The sequence below is a fragment of the Paenibacillus oralis genome (assembly GCF_003863965.1).
Classification (GTDB): Bacteria; Bacillota; Bacilli; order Paenibacillales; family Paenibacillaceae; genus Fontibacillus; species Fontibacillus oralis.
Genome location: NZ_RRCN01000001.1, coordinates 4,756,468 through 4,773,292, shown reverse-complemented (window position 1 = coordinate 4,773,292; position 16,825 = coordinate 4,756,468). Strand labels below are relative to the sequence as shown.

General features: G+C 55.6%; 12 protein-coding genes. 5 read left to right on the top strand and 7 right to left on the bottom strand.

What is annotated here, in order from left to right:
- Positions 1-139: 139 nt before the first annotated feature.
- Positions 140-1,183, top strand: a complete 1,044-nt coding sequence (locus tag EHV15_RS21275; RefSeq protein WP_128632976.1) for a hypothetical protein — start codon at positions 140-142, stop codon at positions 1,181-1,183.
- A gap of 180 nt (positions 1,184-1,363) precedes the next feature.
- On the opposite strand, the gene EHV15_RS21270 is transcribed toward EHV15_RS21275, so the two are convergent.
- A complete protein-coding gene (locus EHV15_RS21270; RefSeq protein ID WP_128632975.1) occupies positions 1,364-1,579 on the bottom strand; it encodes a YqzE family protein in 216 nt (71 codons plus the stop codon).
- Positions 1,580-1,730: 151 nt separating this feature from the next.
- On the opposite strand from EHV15_RS21270, the gene EHV15_RS21265 reads away from it, so the two are divergent.
- Both EHV15_RS21265 and EHV15_RS21260 read left to right on the top strand, forming a co-directional pair.
- Positions 1,731-2,429 carry an N-acetylmuramoyl-L-alanine amidase family protein gene (locus EHV15_RS21265; protein ID WP_128632974.1) on the top strand — a complete coding sequence of 233 codons (699 nt, stop codon included), beginning with the start codon at positions 1,731-1,733 and terminating at the stop codon, positions 2,427-2,429.
- A 138-nt stretch (positions 2,430-2,567) separates the two neighbouring features.
- Entirely contained in the window at positions 2,568-4,595 is a 2,028-nt protein-coding gene (locus EHV15_RS21260; protein ID WP_128632973.1) for a methyl-accepting chemotaxis protein, read from the top strand.
- Between the two features lie 314 nt (positions 4,596-4,909).
- On the opposite strand, the gene EHV15_RS21255 is transcribed toward EHV15_RS21260, so the two are convergent.
- Entirely contained in the window at positions 4,910-6,898 is a 1,989-nt protein-coding gene (locus tag EHV15_RS21255; protein ID WP_128632972.1) for a bacteriocin maturation protein, read from the bottom strand.
- A gap of 18 nt (positions 6,899-6,916) precedes the next feature.
- On the bottom strand, positions 6,917-8,836 hold the full coding sequence (locus EHV15_RS21250) for a TOMM precursor leader peptide-binding protein (RefSeq protein ID WP_246061953.1): 1,920 nt from the start codon (positions 8,834-8,836) through the stop codon (positions 6,917-6,919).
- 267 nt (positions 8,837-9,103) lie between these two features.
- Between EHV15_RS21250 and EHV15_RS37505 the strand changes: the two genes are divergently transcribed.
- Positions 9,104-9,199, top strand: coding sequence for a YjcZ family sporulation protein (locus EHV15_RS37505; protein ID WP_246061720.1), 96 nt, complete (start codon positions 9,104-9,106; stop codon positions 9,197-9,199).
- A 735-nt stretch (positions 9,200-9,934) separates the two neighbouring features.
- Here EHV15_RS37505 and EHV15_RS21245 read toward each other — a convergent pair.
- Positions 9,935-10,975 (bottom strand): alpha/beta hydrolase family protein, encoded by a 1,041-nt coding sequence (locus EHV15_RS21245; RefSeq protein WP_128632970.1) that lies wholly within the window; start codon positions 10,973-10,975, stop codon positions 9,935-9,937.
- 205 nt (positions 10,976-11,180) lie between these two features.
- Between EHV15_RS21245 and EHV15_RS21240 the strand changes: the two genes are divergently transcribed.
- The gene (locus EHV15_RS21240) at positions 11,181-12,056 is read left to right on the top strand and encodes an AraC family transcriptional regulator (protein WP_128632968.1); all 876 of its coding nucleotides are present in this window, start codon (positions 11,181-11,183) and stop codon (positions 12,054-12,056) included.
- A 23-nt stretch (positions 12,057-12,079) separates the two neighbouring features.
- On the opposite strand, the gene EHV15_RS21235 is transcribed toward EHV15_RS21240, so the two are convergent.
- The 3 genes from EHV15_RS21235 to EHV15_RS21225 form a co-directional block, all read right to left on the bottom strand.
- A complete protein-coding gene (locus EHV15_RS21235) occupies positions 12,080-13,540 on the bottom strand; it encodes a glycoside hydrolase family 28 protein (protein ID WP_128632966.1) in 1,461 nt (486 codons plus the stop codon).
- Between the two features lie 19 nt (positions 13,541-13,559).
- On the bottom strand, positions 13,560-15,125 hold the full coding sequence (locus EHV15_RS21230) for a glycoside hydrolase family 43 protein (protein WP_128632964.1): 1,566 nt from the start codon (positions 15,123-15,125) through the stop codon (positions 13,560-13,562).
- A gap of 213 nt (positions 15,126-15,338) precedes the next feature.
- Positions 15,339-16,781, bottom strand: a complete 1,443-nt coding sequence (locus tag EHV15_RS21225; protein ID WP_128632962.1) for a glycoside hydrolase family 1 protein — start codon at positions 16,779-16,781, stop codon at positions 15,339-15,341.
- Between the last annotated feature and the right edge of the window lie 44 nt (positions 16,782-16,825).

Below are 16,825 nucleotides of genomic sequence, written 5' to 3'. Positions count from 1 at the left end.
CTAAAAGACCGCAAAAATAGAAGCTGAACAAATGCCCAAAGCGCGACAGGTTGCAACAACCTTTTTGCCCCGGCTCCGGTACAATGGACAAGCAATCGCAAAGCTGACTCCCCCATCCCATTAATTAGGAGGGCGAACGATGTTTGGAAAGATCCCCCGAAACCTATCGATTACGATGAAAATGTTATGCAGCATCGGACTGGCTTGCGCCGGCGGACTCACGCTGCCGGGAGAAGCCGTTAGTTATGCCGCTTCCGGCCCGGGCGCAGCTTCCGAATGGACCGCTGGCCTTCAAACGGCCGACAATGCTCCCGAGCAGCTCCGCCTTTTTGCCGCGGAAGCCGTACGGAAGCTGGCGCAAACCGAACCTTTCAGCGCCTGGCGCGGCGCAAATACCGTGATCGAGCCGCTTGGCCCGGGAACGCACAGCTGGCTGGTCACCGTTATCCCCGGCGAATCCGGCGGTGATTCGCGCTCGAACGGCTATCTGATCATTTCCGCCACGTCCGATGGCGAATACAAGCTGGTCGAATACGGACTCGGTGCAAATACCGTTTTTGCCCCTTCCTTGCTGAAGGCTGCCCTAAAAAATAGCGAGCTGGCTGCAGAGTTGCCTGCAGAGCAGCTAAGCCAAATCCGCGTTACCCCGTTGTATGCCGGTCCCGCCCTGGCCGAATGGATGGTCCGCTTGCCGGACGGCGAATCACCGCGTTTCATTCATGCCGCGGACGGGGAATGGCTGCCCGAAACGGCTGAAACCTGGGAAAGGCAAGCCGCCCTTTACAAAGCGCCCCAGCATGCGGCAGGCAGCGGCGAGACGAAACTGGCGCCCGGCCGGATCGTTTTTACCGCCAATGCCTTTAACCCTTACGACAATTTGCTGTGGATGGCGGACAGTCCGCTCTCGGTCAAGCAGGAAACGTTCATCCGCAAGCTTCAATCCAGCAAGCAGCTGATCTTCGCCGCATCGGGCCCGGAACGCACTTATTCGCTTCCTATGCCGATATATGGGTACCAGACGTGGCAGGACAGCGCCTCCTCCGGCATCGATGCCGCGGCCGGCGAAACGTCCCTGAACGGTTCCGTATATGTCCTAACCGGCAAAGGCCCTTCGATCCGGCTTATCGCCCTGGATGCTCTGCTCGAGTCAAAGCCGGGCAAATTTATCGCTTATCCCGGTTAAATGAACAGAACCGCCGAAAAAATTCCTTTCGGCGGTTCTTTAATGTCCATACGAGAGTAATAAGCCTGCGAAATTCTCCCCTCCTGCGGTAAAATAGCGGAACTTTATGAAGCCGGTTACCTCAAACGGCCGAACGGACACCCTTTTTTACGTTTATCGAATTCCTTCAAGTTTTTCAATTTACCCCTCGCTGGAACGGGAATGCTCCCTTTCCTTTTTCCGTTTGACCGGAAGCTGCTCCGCCCATAAAGAGACCGAAAACGGAATCATCCCGAACCAGCGGTGTGTCCACGGTTCCTTCGGCTTGGAACGCTCCCGCCGGACTTCCCGGGGGGTCTCCACGAAATCGACGACTTTTTCGGTAATGTATTTCACCAGTTCATCGCCTTTTGCCATGCTAATTATCTCCTTTCCGTCAATTGCTCGCCTTATCATTAGTTTGCTCCGGCGAACCGTTCTCTAAACCCGCCGCTGCCGGGCCGTTCATGCATGATTTGGACGCGGGAAGCTCAATCTATAAAAAATAAAGCCTGGAAAGGTGAGAACCATGAAAATACTGATGCGGTATCCGCTGGCGGCTATGCTTGTCGTCTCCCTTACCCTCGGTTTATGCGGAAATCCCGCTTTTGCGGAAGACAAAGACTTACGGCACGTTTTCCCGGAGCCGGTCATTCTGATCGATGCCGGACACGGCGGTATTGACGGCGGAACCTCTTTCGAAGATATTATGGAAAAAGACATCAACCTCGAGATCGGCCGCCGGCTTTACATCGTACTGCGAAGCCACGGATACCGGGCGGTTCTGAACCGCACAGGCGACTACGCGCTAAGCGACGATAACCGCTGGTCACGCAGCAGTTCCCGTCATATGAGGGATCTCGCCCAACGCAAGGAACTCAGCGCGCAGCTCCCCGCTTCCATCGTCGTCAGCCTGCACGTGAACTGGGGCCGCAACAAATCGAAACATGGACCGCTTGTCCTGCACCAGAACGAAGGGCGCAGCGCGCTGCTGGCCGCCTCCATTCAAAATGCCTTGGAGCGGTTTTACAACCTGGAAAGGGCTTCGACCCCCGAGCTGGGCAAGCCGTTTTTTCTGCTGAAGCATGTTGAACCGCCGGCCGTCATCGTCGAAATGGGCTTTTTGAGCAATGCGGGAGACCGCGCCCTGTTGATCAGCCGGAACGGCCAGCAAAAGATCGCGGAAGCGCTTTACGCCGGCATCGCCGAATATTTTACGATCATGTAAGCAGTCTGCTGGATGAAAATTCCACTTAACAACTCCTGCCGCGCAACCGATATATCTTTTCGTTAGCAACTATAGAAAAGAGTAGCATAGGGGAGTTGAAAAGTTGTGAAGGGAAAGCCATCGGGAATAACCAGAAAAATGAAATCTGTTTCATTACGCGTGAAAATACCCTTTTTCGTCAGTTTATTGGTGATCGTCTCTTTGCTGGCGACTTCCGTCCTGACTTACCGGGAGGCGTCCAGTTTGGCACTGCGCAAAAGCAAGGACGAGATCAACGTCATGGCCGACCGGCTGGGAGGCGGATTGTCGACGGCCGTCCATTTGCAGCAGCAATCCACCTTCCTCATCTCGCAGCACAATACGTTCCGCAACCTGCTGAAACTTAGAGAATCCGGTACACTCTCGGACAAACAATTTTTCTCGCCGGCCAACCCTTATTTGGATCCCGCGAACGGAATTCTGAAAAGCAGCCTGGAAGGAACCGGCGACATCGAGTCCTACTTGTTAACGGATGCCGAAGGAACGATCGTAGCCGGCACGAACGCGGAAAATATCGGACAATCACGGTCGGACCGCGAATATTTCAGCGAAACGCTCAAAGGGGAGCCTTACATCAGCGACGCCATCGTGTCGAAGAGCACCGGCAAGCTGCTGCTCGCCTTTGCTCAACCGATCAAGGATGCGGGCGGCAAAGTGCTGGGCGTTTTCGTAACGACGATCGACAGCCAGTTCTTTTTCAACACGTTGGGGGAAGTTTCCATCAATCGCGAAGGCAGCATCGAAATCGTCAGCCGCGGCGGAACGGTATTATATAACTCCCTTGACCCTTCAAGAATCGGTACGGTCATTGAGGAACTCGCCGGTTCTGTAAAAAACACGGGCAGTCAAGAAATCGAAAAATCCAGTCTCGAGATGAACAACGATTATTTGCGGATCAACCGGATTCCGGGCCCGGACTTAACCGTTACGGTTATCGATTCTTTGGACGACATTCAGCAGCCGATCAAGGAGATGCTCCGCAACACCGCTATTTTAACCCTTGTGATCATTCTCGTGGCTGTCGGCTTTGGCTTGTTGCTGTCCCGTTATATCGCGAAACCGCTCGCGCAATTAACCCATCTGTTCCGGCAAATGGCTTCCGGCGATCTCACCGTTAGCGCGGACGAGGAGCGGTATGAAGGTGAGTTTAAAACGTTGGCGGGCAGCTTCAACCAAATGGTCGGCCGCAACAAAGACTTGATCCAAAATATGAACAAAACGATCGAGGTGCTTGGGACCAGCACGAAGGAGCTTGAAGCTTCCTCGAAGCAAACGGCCGTATCCGTCAGCGAAACGTCCGCCACTTCGCAGGAAATCGCCAAGGCGATGGATTCCCAGGCCCGGGAAACCGAACATATCGTGAACAAGTTTTTTGGCTTCGGGGAAAGTTTTGAGTCGATGAGCTCCAAAGCTCAATCCGCTAAGGACCGTTCGGAGGAAATCATCGGCGTGTTCCATACGAGCAACGCCGTAGTGGACGAATTGATCCGCATTAACGAGCAAAACGAAGAACAGGTAAGCAAGATTTCCGATATGACGTTCAAGCTTCAACAAAGCTCGGAGCAAATCAACAGCATCACGGACGCCATTACCGGAATTGCCAAACAAACCAACCTGCTCGCGCTGAACGCGTCCATCGAAGCGGCGAGAGCCGGCGAGCACGGCCGCGGCTTCGCCGTCGTGGCGGCGGAAATCCGCAAGCTGGCCGAGCAGAGTTCGCAGCAATCCGCTCATATTCAAGGCATCACCCAGCAGAACCTCGCGTTTGTGGAGGATAATTACCAAAGCGTGGCCCAGATTAAAGATATCGCGGCCATGCAGGACCAGTTTGTCGGCCAGACGCGGCAAGCTTTTAACGTAATCTTTGAAAAAATCACCGACATTACCGGCCAGATCAAACAGATGGCGGAAGAAGTCGGCCGCTTGGAAAGCGATAAGGACGAAGTGCTTGGCTCCGTCCAAAGCCTCTCGGCATCGGGCGAAGAGGTCTCCGCTTCCGTCGAGGAGGTCTCGGCCACGATGGCGGAGCAGTCGGCCACTGTTCAACAGCTCGCCGATATGGTGCAAACCATCGACGGACTCGCGAAAGAACTGACCAAGGCGGCGGCACAGTTTAAAGTGGAGTAGCGAATACGGCCGCGGGAATACGGCCGCAGCGAATACGACTGCGGCAAATACGGCTGTAGCAAACACCGCCGCAGCGAATATGCCCGCGGCCCATCCGGACTCGTTGGCCATCCAATGCCATGCGAAATGCAAAAGTGCATGCGATTTTCGTCGAAATCCCTCGAAACAGGTGGTCCAAATGCAAAAGTGCAGTCCATTCCCGGTCAAAATTGACTTTTTTATCGGATGGCCCCAAATCAGATGCACTTTTGCATTTCAAACGTTCTAGAGAGGAAATCCGAGGAAAATGAAATGCACTTTTGCAGTTGGTTCGGTTATAGAGATGTTTCCCCCTCCCGAAACATCACGCCAAATACAGCCAGCTCTTTCAGGAACGGCTCCACGGCAAGATCTAACGCGTTAAAATGCTGCCCGTTCCTTTTCACAACCTTCAGCGCGTCGGACAAGACTTCCGGCTCGAACGTTTCATCAAATTCGCCGATGTCAACGCGAACGGGAGCATCCTGTTTCAATTGCAGGGAGGGGATCTCCAGCACGTTGGCCGTCCAGCCCCCCGAGGCCGATGGATATTGCGCGTGTTGCGCTTTCATTAAGGCGGCACGAAGGGCATGCCGCAGCGCAAAAGTGTTATTTAGGCCGACACCGCCGTACCAAGCCCCGCCCGTACCTACCCAAAACACCGGAAACCCTGACACAGCTTCTCCCAAGCCGATCAGCGGCTCGCCCTGCATGATACTTAAGGCTCGTAAGTAGTATCGACAGCGCTTATCATCCACTTTCCCCAACCGAATGCAAACCGCGGACGGCATGCACCCCGGCGGCTGCTTGTGTGCCTGCTCGTTCGTTCGCTCTCCCGGCTGTTCGCGTGTCCGCGCATGCCTCTGCTCGTGCATCGGCTCCTCCGTCTGCTCTTGATCCCGTTCATCCGCCTGCACCTTCACCTGCACCTGTTCTTGCACCTGCTCTTGAACCTGTTCTTGTACCTGCTCTTGTACCTGCTCTTGCACCTGCTTTCGCTCTTGCCCCCGCTCTTCCGGCTGCTCACATATCTGCCCGCATGTCCGTCTACGCAACGATTCGCTCAAATAGGCCTCCAAGCCCCGTTGGAGTCCCTCCTCCATCGTTACCCCCGCACCGATGCCGATGAATCCGTCGGTTTCGTCCAAGAGCGCCCCGGCCAGCCGCGATACATAAGCTTCGATCCCGGCCAGCCCCGCTTCCCGGCGCGCTTCCTCATGCGTCAGGCCGGCGCAAACGATGTCCGGAAGCAAGCTTGCCGGGCCTCCCGACAACGGATCGGCCGTCTGGACGCGGCATTGAGCAAGCGGCAGCTGACTTAAGGCGCCCTCCTCCCAAGCGTGGAAAATTCCGGTTTGCCGCGAAGTTAACCCGCTGAAGTAAGAAAACCAGCCATCCGGCGGCCAGCGGTCAGAGGGTTGTTCGTGCCTACCGTCAGAGGTATGTTCGAGCCTGCAGCCAGAGATTTGCTTAAGCCGCTGAACAGAGTTTTGTTCATGCTGCCGCTCAGAGATTTGCTTGAACTGCTGACTAGAAATTTGCTCAAGCCTACAATCAGCGTTTTGTTCGAGCTGCCGGCCGGGAATTTGCAGATTTTCGATGGCGGTATCCTTCCGGCCAGCCGCGAACGGATGGGGGAGGAAAGCATGCCAGCTCCCTTCCAGCGTCTGCAAATCAAGCAGATAGATCGAGCTCCCAGCTCCCGCCTCGCTTTCTCCCGCAACATATTTCAACAGCCGGGATACAAGCACATTGGCGAGCAACGCGCCGGCTGCCGAAGAAACCGGCAGCCGCTCCCGGCCCTTGCCAAGCGCAGCCATGTGCAGCCGGCGCCAGGCCGACTCCCAGCCACCTTCCAACCAGACTTCTTCCAGGCCAGGTTGTACGAGCGGGCCCGCCACCCCTGTTTGATGCAGGCAGACGGCGGGCAGCAGCGTTTTATTCTCTTCCCGGCAAATCTGCTCCAATAGCAGCAATTCCCCGGGATCTCCCTTCTGTGACGCATAAAGGATCGTTTGATGCGGCCGCACGGTATTCCGCCAACCGTCAGCGTCTTCCCGCCCTATGGCGGCTTCCCTCACCTTCGCCTCGGGAGCCGCTTTGCGGGCCCCGCGCAGCCATTCAGCCAGCCGCTGCCGGTCGGCCTGCGCCGAACCGGTCAGGCATAGATGGAACTCGGCGACTCCTGACCCGATCAAGGCCGACGCCAACGAAAAGAAAACCGGTCCGGAACCAACGGCTAAAATGCCACTCGGACGTTCGGTTAGAAACCGATATGGACTCAATGGTTATTCCTCCTTGGATTAAACAAAAGGATGAGGATGCGGGTTCAGCCGTTCCAGCGTCAACAGTTCCGCCGCGTATCCAAGCTCCGCCGGTATCCTTAACACCCTCTCCAGCCCGTTCAGCCGGGCGAGCTGATGTCCGAACGTTATCGGCAGCATGCCCGGGATCAACACTTTGACGCAGTGTAAATGATGGCGCGAAATTTCCGGAGATGTCTGGTCGATCACAATCACTTCGAGATTCAGCCGCTCGAATATTTGCAGGATATCCTTCAGATCTTCCGTCAGATCGGGATGGCTTGCCTTCCGACTAAATTGTTCCTCGAACGTCCGCAGCGGCCGCCGGCCATCCAGCAAAAAATCAAACCTTTCCTCCGCTTGAGGCAAACCGTTCAGCAAAGCATGATCCTCCATCTCCAGGACCAGATCGGGGTCATGGAACATGTCCTGCAACTCGTCTTGCCGCTCCGCAAATTTCTCGTTAAGCGCAACAACCAGCCCGCCCAGTTCGTGCACAGCGCTTTTCGCCGCCTTTACCGGGTCAAGATGGGAGCCCGCGGCACAGATCAGATTCATTTTTCCAGGCTTAATGCTTTTCGCCAAGGCCAAAATGACCGGGATCCGGTTTTCCATCGTAATGTCAAACAAGTAAACTTCGTACCCGGCCACCGCTTTAAACCTTTCGATCATCAACCTGAGTTCAAGGTCCTCCGCAGAGCCTAGGTCCAGCCGCGGGACGGGCAATTGTCCATACCAGGCGATGAGAAACGCATCGCGCTCAACCACCTCCAAAATCCCGTACAAAACGGCCTCCTCCAAACTTCCGCCCAAAGCGCATCCGTTTGATCCTTCCTGTACAAAGCTCTCGCCGTAGCTCCAGCTGTAATAGGCCAGACAAGCCGGAACCAATATGGATTGCCGCCGCAAAAAGGAATAACCCCAAACCCAATCCATAACGCGATCCGGGTCAAACGGCTCGAACGGAAAATCCGGCAGCGCGTACCGTTCAGGCATATATAACCCCACTGTGGCGGGGTCGAGAGCTTCGCCCGCAATTCGGCTATAGCTCTCGCGCACCACCGCGCGTTTGCCCCGGGAAACGAAACCGCAGCGCCGCTCCAATCCCTCCAAAATGGCGGTCAGCCCGCTATCCGCAAAACAATGGCTGCGCCCTCCCGAGACCTCGTCTCCCGTCAGCAATGAAGGCATAATCACATATGCCCCGGCAAACGGGGAAACCAGGTCAATCGCCGCTTGGTTAAACACGCCCGTGCGGGAATCCAAATAATCATGAATAAGTACGTCTTTCAAATCATCGATTCGGCGGGACCGGTAACTGTCTGCGGTCGCTTTTGGCCTTGGCGCAAGTTCGATCCGCGCCGACAAAGCGGAATCGGCGGGAAGTTGTCCGCATACTTCGCACAACGGATCCGGCAGAACAAAATGCAGCGAGCACTCCAGCGTCTCCAGATTAACGATATACAGATAATCTTCCGAACGCGCTTTTTTCCCGCTGAGAAAAAGACCGCTCTCATTAACGGCGATATGCGCCGCATGCGCAAGCCCCGAGTATGAAGGAGGCTCTTTGCCTTGAATTTCCCCCGGCGCGACCAGCGAAAACAGCGAAGCCATGGCATCGTCCCCGCCACGTCCGGCAATCAGACGCCGCTGGTCCGCACACCGGTAACACCCTCCTGACTCCGGGCCTGCCAAAGGTCCGACCACAGCCTCATTCCCGGAGGTATGGATGCGCAGCCAAGGGATGCCTTTCTGCTGCAGCGCTTCTTCCCCCTTGATATCCGCCGCCGGATTTTCATCACCGCGAATCCATACGATAAGCTCCGTCCTCTCCGGCAAACCGGTAAACCATTCATCACGATCGCTTCGTACGTTTTTCCATACGGTCTCATGCAGCGTGGATAGCTGGTTATACACCATCTCAGCCAGCACCCCCTCCCCGATCACCGCGACCGTCCGATGATTCGGCCCGGAACCTTCGGCAGCGTCTTGCGGGTTGCCATCTTCCAAGCTTGTCATTGTAAGTCCTCCCACTTGGTTCGCCTTTTTACCCCTAATTTATGTGCCGGGCGTATGTATCGTTACGAAGAAAATTTAGGCGATGATAAAAATCGTTACATCCGTCCAATCCAAATTGGCAAACGCTCATATATTGTTGTTGTAGCAGAACAAAGGAGGTGGCGAACAATGAGCGCATTCAGCTGTGCAGGTTTCACGAGCACTGGCGTTATTCTCGTGCTTTTCATCCTGTTGGTTATCGTTTCTAGATCTCTGTTCATCTAACCAATCAGTTGCCGGATTGAAATCGCCTTTGCTTACATTTCAAGCCGCCATGACGTTTACACCGTTTTCATGAACAACCGCAACGTCAAAAACCGCAGACGCCGCTCCAAGCGTGCATAACGCGCAGATGCCGGTACTTGCGCAACGCTGCCGGACGGGGCGGCGGCTTTTAGGGAACGGGGATTACAAACCGCAGAAAACGGAAAAAGAATTAGAGACCGTTAAAGCCTTGTGGGATCGAGGTTTTTTAACGGTTTTTCTTTTAGTTCAAGCACCGTCCTCAATATTGGAAATTTTCATTAATGTATTGGATCATATAGATATTTATTTTTGATGAGGTCCTTTTTCAGCATCGCTTTGTAAGACTCTCTCATTCACCCCCTTGTATCATGTGATTTGCCTCCAGTTGAATTTACCGCCAAATAAACAGCCCAATCCTTCTTGCACGATCGGGATTGGGCTGCTTTAAAGTTAGCCGGCCGTCAGGTCGGCAATATGGTTTTCGCTTTCAACCGGGTGAACCCCCAATCATTGGGCCGCCAGCAAATGGGCGGCTTTGGCATAACGCTCCTCTCCGGTCTCCCGATACAGCGGAAACAGATTTTCCCCTGGTTAATCTGATCCCAATTGTATTCCTCTAGCTTATACGAGCGGATGGTGCCGTCCTGCCCGATAAAGGCGTCCAGCTTCTTCAAATCCGGTCATCTCATTTCCTCCTGTTGATCGTCAGCCATGCTAAACATGGCGGCGTTCATCCGCCAACTGCTCCCGCAGCCAGGCGAACGCCGGTTCTCCGTTGATTTCGTGCCCTCCGGTGAAAAAGTCCGCCTCCACCCTCCCGGCGCCGCCCGCCGCCTCATAGATCAGCTTCAACCGATCCAAAGCTTGCCTTGCCCCGTCCTGGCCGAATAGGTGATCGGTGTCTCCCGATTCCAGAAACAGGCCGCGCGGGGCAATCAAACCAAGCAGATCGGGCATTTCCGCGTCCTGCAAGATTCCCGGGATATAATTATCGAGGCAATGGTTCCGGGTCAAGATGCTGGTTGCAAAAGTGCCCGCATAACCGCTCACAACCGCACAAGCGATCCGTTCATCCAGCGCGGCCGTGAAGCCCGCCACCAGCCCGCCTCCCGAGATGCCCATAATTCCGATGCGCTCTGGCGCCACTTCGCTGCGGGTCCGCAGGTAATCCAGCGCCCTCATGGTTTCATAGATGCGAAAGCCGGCCATCGTTTGTCCGGCCAGCAGCAGCGCCGAGGACAGGCGATAGCAGGAATTCCGGGTCGCCTCCCCGCCGGCCAGATCCTCCGCGAGCCGTCTGTCTCCGAAGCCAAGCAGTTCCGGAGCCGCGACGACAAAGCCCTGCTTCACCAGCGATACGGCAAAATCTTTATGCAAGCCGGACGGCCCTGTTCGTTCGGCTCCGTCCGGCATCAGACCGACGATCTCCCTGCTGCCGTAGCCATGTCCGTGAACGGCGATGACCGCCGGTGCGGGCGAAGCCAGCGGACGCTCCGGGAGCAGCAGATACACCGCCATGCGCATTCCCTCAAAGGTCGTAATCTCCACACGTTCCCGTACGTAGCCGGGGCAGGATACGCGTTCAAGCCTTGCCGGCTGAAGTTCTTCCGGCAAGGCGGGGAACCCGCCTAGCCGGGCCGCAAAGCTTGCGGCAAGCCCGGCCCGCCACTCTTCAAAGGGAATATCCTGACGAAAGACCAGTTTGCGCGGTGCGGTATCGGCCCATCTTTTCATGTGTTGCTCCAATGTGAACATGATCAGCTTCTCCCCTCGACGACTTTTTGAACTACCTTTAATATCCTTCGGGATGCCAGCCGTCCAGCACGGCAAGAACCTCCTGCAGGCTGCCGTATCCTTCACCGCCATGCTTGGAAACTGTAATCAGCATGTTTGACTCCTTTCATAAATCCCGGTATTTATTCTATAATTGGTTTGATTGTTCAAAGAAAAGAGGCAGATCATGGTCAACGTAACGGGCCCGAATCCCAAATATCATCTCGAACAGGGACGCTTCAGTATTCAGCATATGATGCGCAAGGGCGCTACCGCCATGCCGCGTCCCCACAGCCACAAATGGGTGGAGTTATATTATCTGTCGGAAGGGGAACGGGTCTATTTTGTGGACAATCGGGTGATCACCGTCCACAAGGGAGAGCTCATTCTAATTCCCGGCGGGGAGCTTCACTCCACCGCAAGCTCCGAAATCGCCGAATTCGAGCGGATTCTGATCCATTACGATCCCACGCTGTTGCCGCAAGCCCTGCGCGATGAATCCATATGGTTTCATGGCCGGGGATACCGCTTGTTCAGACTGACCTTACGCGAACAGGATGATGCGGAGAATCTTCTGGACCGGATGCTGGAAGAATGCCGGCTGGGCAAGCCCTACTACGAAAGCTGCGTCATCGCTTTGCTTACCGAGCTGATGATTTTGCTTCAGCGTTCCGGGGGCTCCCCCCAGGCCGGCGAGCGGAATCATCCGCTGCATGAACTGGTGACCGATGTAGCCACCTATATTCGCGCCCGTTACCGCGAGGCTCTCACCATAGAGGAAACGGCCAAGCATTTTTTTATTAGTCCGTCCTACTTAAGCCGGATCTTCTATCGGTTCACGGGCTTCCACTTCCGTGAATATATCGTCCATCTTCGCGTCAGGGAAGCGGAACGGATGCTCGCCGGGTCCTCCGTCAAAATACAGGAAATCGCCGCAGCGGTCGGATTCGAACATCTGTCCCACTTTAATAAAACCTTTAAGAAGTCAACCGGACTTACACCGCTTCAATACCGGAAAGAGGCCCAGTCCCGTGCTTCGTCCGGCTCGGGCCCGAAGGAATAACGCGAGTTAGCGCGGGCGGCTCCTTATTCCGTCGCGACAGCGAGATCGCCCGAACGGATAATCCGGATATCGCCGCATCGATGAGCCAGCACCTTTGGCTGCTCCTGCTCCAGGGTTTGCAGTACAACCTCATCCAGCATCAAGCCGTCGGCGTTGCGCAAAATAATGCCCCGCCGGCTCACCGCGCGGAAATTTCTGACGGTCAAACCGGCCAGCGGCATTTCCGGCAGCCCATTGACGAGCAGTGCGGTGGCCGCTCTCCGGCAAACCAGATTGCTTAGCCGGATATTCCGGAATACGGGGGTCTCCTCGCTCACCGGAAGCGGCTGCTCTTCGTAGCCTTCCGAACCTTCAACTCCCGCGTAGAACATATGAAAAGACACGGCCTCATGCACAATGCCGCTCATTCGGATATTTTCCATCACAATATCCTCAACCACCCCGCCTCTTCCCCGGGCGCTTTTAAAGCGCAGCCCGATATCCGTGCCGATAAACGTACAGTCATGGACCCTGACCGCATGGACACCTCCGGACATCTCACTGCCAATCACCACACCGCCATGACCGTGATACACCGTGCATTGACGGATGGTGATATACTGGCTGGGCAGGCCCAGCCTGCGTCCCTCTTCATCCTTGCCCGACTTCAGGCAAATGGCGTCATCCCCCACATCAAAGCTGCAGCGCTCGACGAGAGCGTGCGAACAGGACTCCAGGTCCAGGCCGTCCCCGTTCTGTGAATACCATGGATTTCGCACCTGGACATTCCGCACGGTAATTTGCTCGCAGCCTCGGGGATGCAGGCACCATGCCGGCGAATTCTGGAAGGTCGGCCCGTCCAGCAGCACTCTCCGGCAGCCCCGCAAGCTTAGCAGTACCGGACGAAGGTAGGCGCGGGCGGCCATATAGGCTTCCCGGCTCGTCTCCCCCTCCTCCCGCAGTCTCCGGAGGAGGTTCTCCCCATCCAGCGCCTCGCGGGAAGGCCACCACATTTCACTCTGCGGATCCACCGCTCCGCCGGAAGCAATCAGGCGATTCCATTGCTGCTCGGTCATCTTGAAGCGCTTCACCGGCCTCCATCCCTCGCCGCTGCCGTCGAAGATTCCTTCGCCCGTGATGGCCACATCGCTTAGTCCTTCGCCGTCCAGCGGAGCCTGGCAGCGCCAGCCGGAGTTGCCCTCGTAATGGGAAGAAACCAGAGGATACAGCGTGAAATCGGGGTCAAACAGCACCAGCGCTCCCCGTTCGGCGCAAAGATTGATCCGGCTGCGCAGCGTCAGCGGCCCTGTCCGCCAAATACCGGGCGGGATGACCACCTTGCCGCCTCCCGCGGCGGCGCAGTCGTCCAATGCCGCCTGAAAGGCGGAGGTGCACACCGCCAGCCCGTCCCCTTCCGCCCCGTAATCCGTTACGGTAAAAATGCGTTCAGGGATAGACGGCAGCTCGGGCAGCGGATACTCATGACCATTAATATCGTTTGTCATATCAGCATTCCTCCTCCGCTTAGTCCAGCTCTTCATAGCTGAACCAGTCAAAGTCGGCATACCGGGAGCTTTCCGCGCCTTGAGAGCTGGCGTACATGCCAATATAAGCCCCGGTAAAACCGCCGGCCAAATCCGTGCTGAGCACTCTTCCATCGGCTCCTTCGAGCAGGATCGTCCATTTTTCCGTTTCATCGCCCCGGTAATAAAAACTGTACTCCTGTCCTCTTGCTTCAACCTTTAGCTGCACCTTTCCCGGCGTATAAGGCGCGGAAGCGAGCAGCTTCTCCTCGCCGCCGCGGCGTTCGATCAGGCGAAGCGCCCGTTCCCCCGATTCCAAACCGAGCTCGTACCGGAAATGATAGTCCGCATTTTGCAGCAGCACCAGGCCGGCGACTTCGCCTTCAGCCCCGGGACAAAACGCCATGTCCGCCGCCGCTCTAAAGCTCAGGTGCTGCTGGCGCCGCCCCAAATACGCCGGGTTGGCCAGATCCGAAAGCCGCTCCGGCTTAAGGCGGAGCCGCAGATAGCCGGGATGGTCGGCAAGGCTCCAGAACTCGCCGCGCGGCGTCCGCAAGAAGTTCCACATCGGCGCAAGCGCGCCGGCTTCAAAATCGTCGCGCGCCGGCGGCTGAGGCCATTTCGTCTCCGGCAAATCCGGCGCCGCCGCTTCGAATTCAAGCACCCCTTTGCCCGGGTTCACCACCGGCCATTCATTCTCCCAACTTACCGGCGCCAGGAACGTTTCCCTTCCCAGGTTGCGGAAATATCCCCCGCAGGTTCTGGAGGCCAGACAGAACATCCACCAGTCTCCGTGCTGGGTCTCCACAAGTTCCGCGTGACCGACGTTAACAATCGGAAAGGCTCTCCCCAGATGGCGATGCGTCAGAATCGGGTTGGCTTTATTTCCCTCATAGGGGCCGGTAACGCTCCGGCTTCGGGCAATCGTAACCGCATGGGTGTGTCCGGTGCCGCCTTCGGCAATCAGCACATAATACCAGCCGCCGATTTTATAAACATGGGGCCCCTCTTGCGCATGGCCGACCTTAAGAGCCCCTTGCCAGATACTGTGCTTTGGCCCAACCAGCTTTCCCGCTTTCAGATCGATTTCCTGCAGCCAGATATCCATGTGCTTCGGGTAGTCCTGACCCTCGGGCGGAACGCGGTTGCCGGTGTAGTACACCTTTCCGTCGTCATCGAAGAACAGGGAGGGGTCGATCCCCGGAGCATCCTCCAGCCATACGGGATCGGACCAATCCCCGGCCGGGTCGGTTGCCGTCACATAGAAATTATGCTGTTTCTTCTCGGTATCGACGTAAGTCGTGATCATATAAAAGACACCCTGGTGATATCGCAAAGTCGGCGCCCAGATCCCCATGGACGGGCGAATTTGATCCAGATTGAGCTGGGACGGACGATCCAGCACATGACCCAGTTGACGCCAGTTGACCAGATCCTTGCTGTGAAAAATCGGCACGCCGGGGAAAAATTCAAAGCTTGAGGTCACCAGGTAATAATCCTCGCCAACTCGGATCGCCGAAGGGTCGGGATAAAATCCCGGCAGTATCGGATTGCAAAATGTTCTCAAAACAGGAAGCCTCCTTCATCCAAAACATATTGTAAGCACAACCAATTATAGTACAATTAAGTTCAATTTTCTTGATTTATCCATGCTGTATTTCTGTATTTTTATACTTTCATGCTATGTTTATATTTGTTCAGTGCTTGTCAACCGCAAAAATAAAGCGTGCCCCCTTTTTACGGGAAGCACGCTTCTTTACATATTAGCTGGCCGGACGCCTCAGCGCTTCAGCCTTTTTCCGTTGGTCGCAATGACTTCCTTGTACCAATGGAAAGATTTTTTGCGGTAGCGTTCCAGTGTGCCGGAGCCGTCGTCATGGCGGTCGACGTAAATAAAGCCGTAACGCTTCTTGAGCTGGGCCGTCGAGGCGCTGACCAGATCGATGCAGCCCCAGGTCGTATACCCCATCACTTCCACGCCATCCGCAATGGCTTCCGCCACCTGTACGAGGTGATCGTTCAAATACTGAATGCGGTAGCCGTCTTCAACCGTTTTCTCCCCTGCTTCGTTTACGATCAGCTCATCGACCGCGCCCAGCCCGTTTTCCACGATAAACAGCGGTTTTTGATAGCGGTCGTAGAAGGCGTTCAGGACGATGCGCAGCCCTTGAGGATCGATCTGCCAGCCCCATTCGCTGGATTTCAGATACGGATTGGGAATCCCGCCGAGGATATTCCCTTCGCCGGCGGCGAGTTTCTCCGGATCGGCCGTCTGGCACACGCTCATATAGTAGCTGAAGGAAATAAAATCAACGGTATGCCGCAGGATTTCTTCGTCACCGGGCTCGAATTTGATTTCAATCCCGTACTCTCTAAAGAAACGTTTCATATATCCCGGGTAGGCGCCTCTGGCGTGCACATCCCCGAAGAAATAGTTCCGGTGTTCAAACTCCATCACTTTAACCACGTCGTCCGGATTAGGCGTAAGCGGATAAGTGGGCATGCTCAGGATCATGCAGCCGATTTTGGCCTCCGGATCGATCTCGTGGCATAGTTTAACCGCGGAAGCGCTGGCCACAAGCTCATGATGCACAGCTTGGTAAAGATCCTGCTTGCTGAGCTTGTCTTTTGGCGTGTAGATGCCCCCGCTCATAAACGGCGCTTCCAGAATGGAGTTGATTTCATTAAAGGTCAGCCAGTATTTCACCTTTCCTTTGTAGCGCTTAAATACCGTGGCGGCATAACGCTTATAGAAATCGACCAGCTTCCGGTTGACCCAGCCGTCGTATTCCTTCGACAAATGCAAAGGCGTTTCATAATGGGACAAAGTGACCAGCGGCTCAATCCCGTACTTCAGGCATTCATCGAACAAATCATCGTAAAATTGCAGCCCTTTTTCATTCGGTTCCGTCTCATCGCCTTTAGGGAAAATCCGCGACCAGGCGATCGAGGTGCGAAACACTTTAAACCCCATCTCCGCAAACAGCTTGATGTCTTCCTTGTAACGATGGTAAAAATCAATGCCCACCAGCTTCATATTGTCCGGCGTCGGAGCTTCCGTTACCGGCCCGAACAGCCCTTTGGGAGTCACGTCCTGCACGGACAAACCTTTGCCGTCTTCGTTATAGGCGCCTTCCAGTTGGTTGGCCGCGACGGCGCCTCCCCATAAGAAACCTTCCGGAAAACGGATTTCGCTCCCGGCCTTGCCGCTGCTGTTACTCATTTGCCACACTCCTATCTTTCCATCAATTTGTGCTACACTGGATG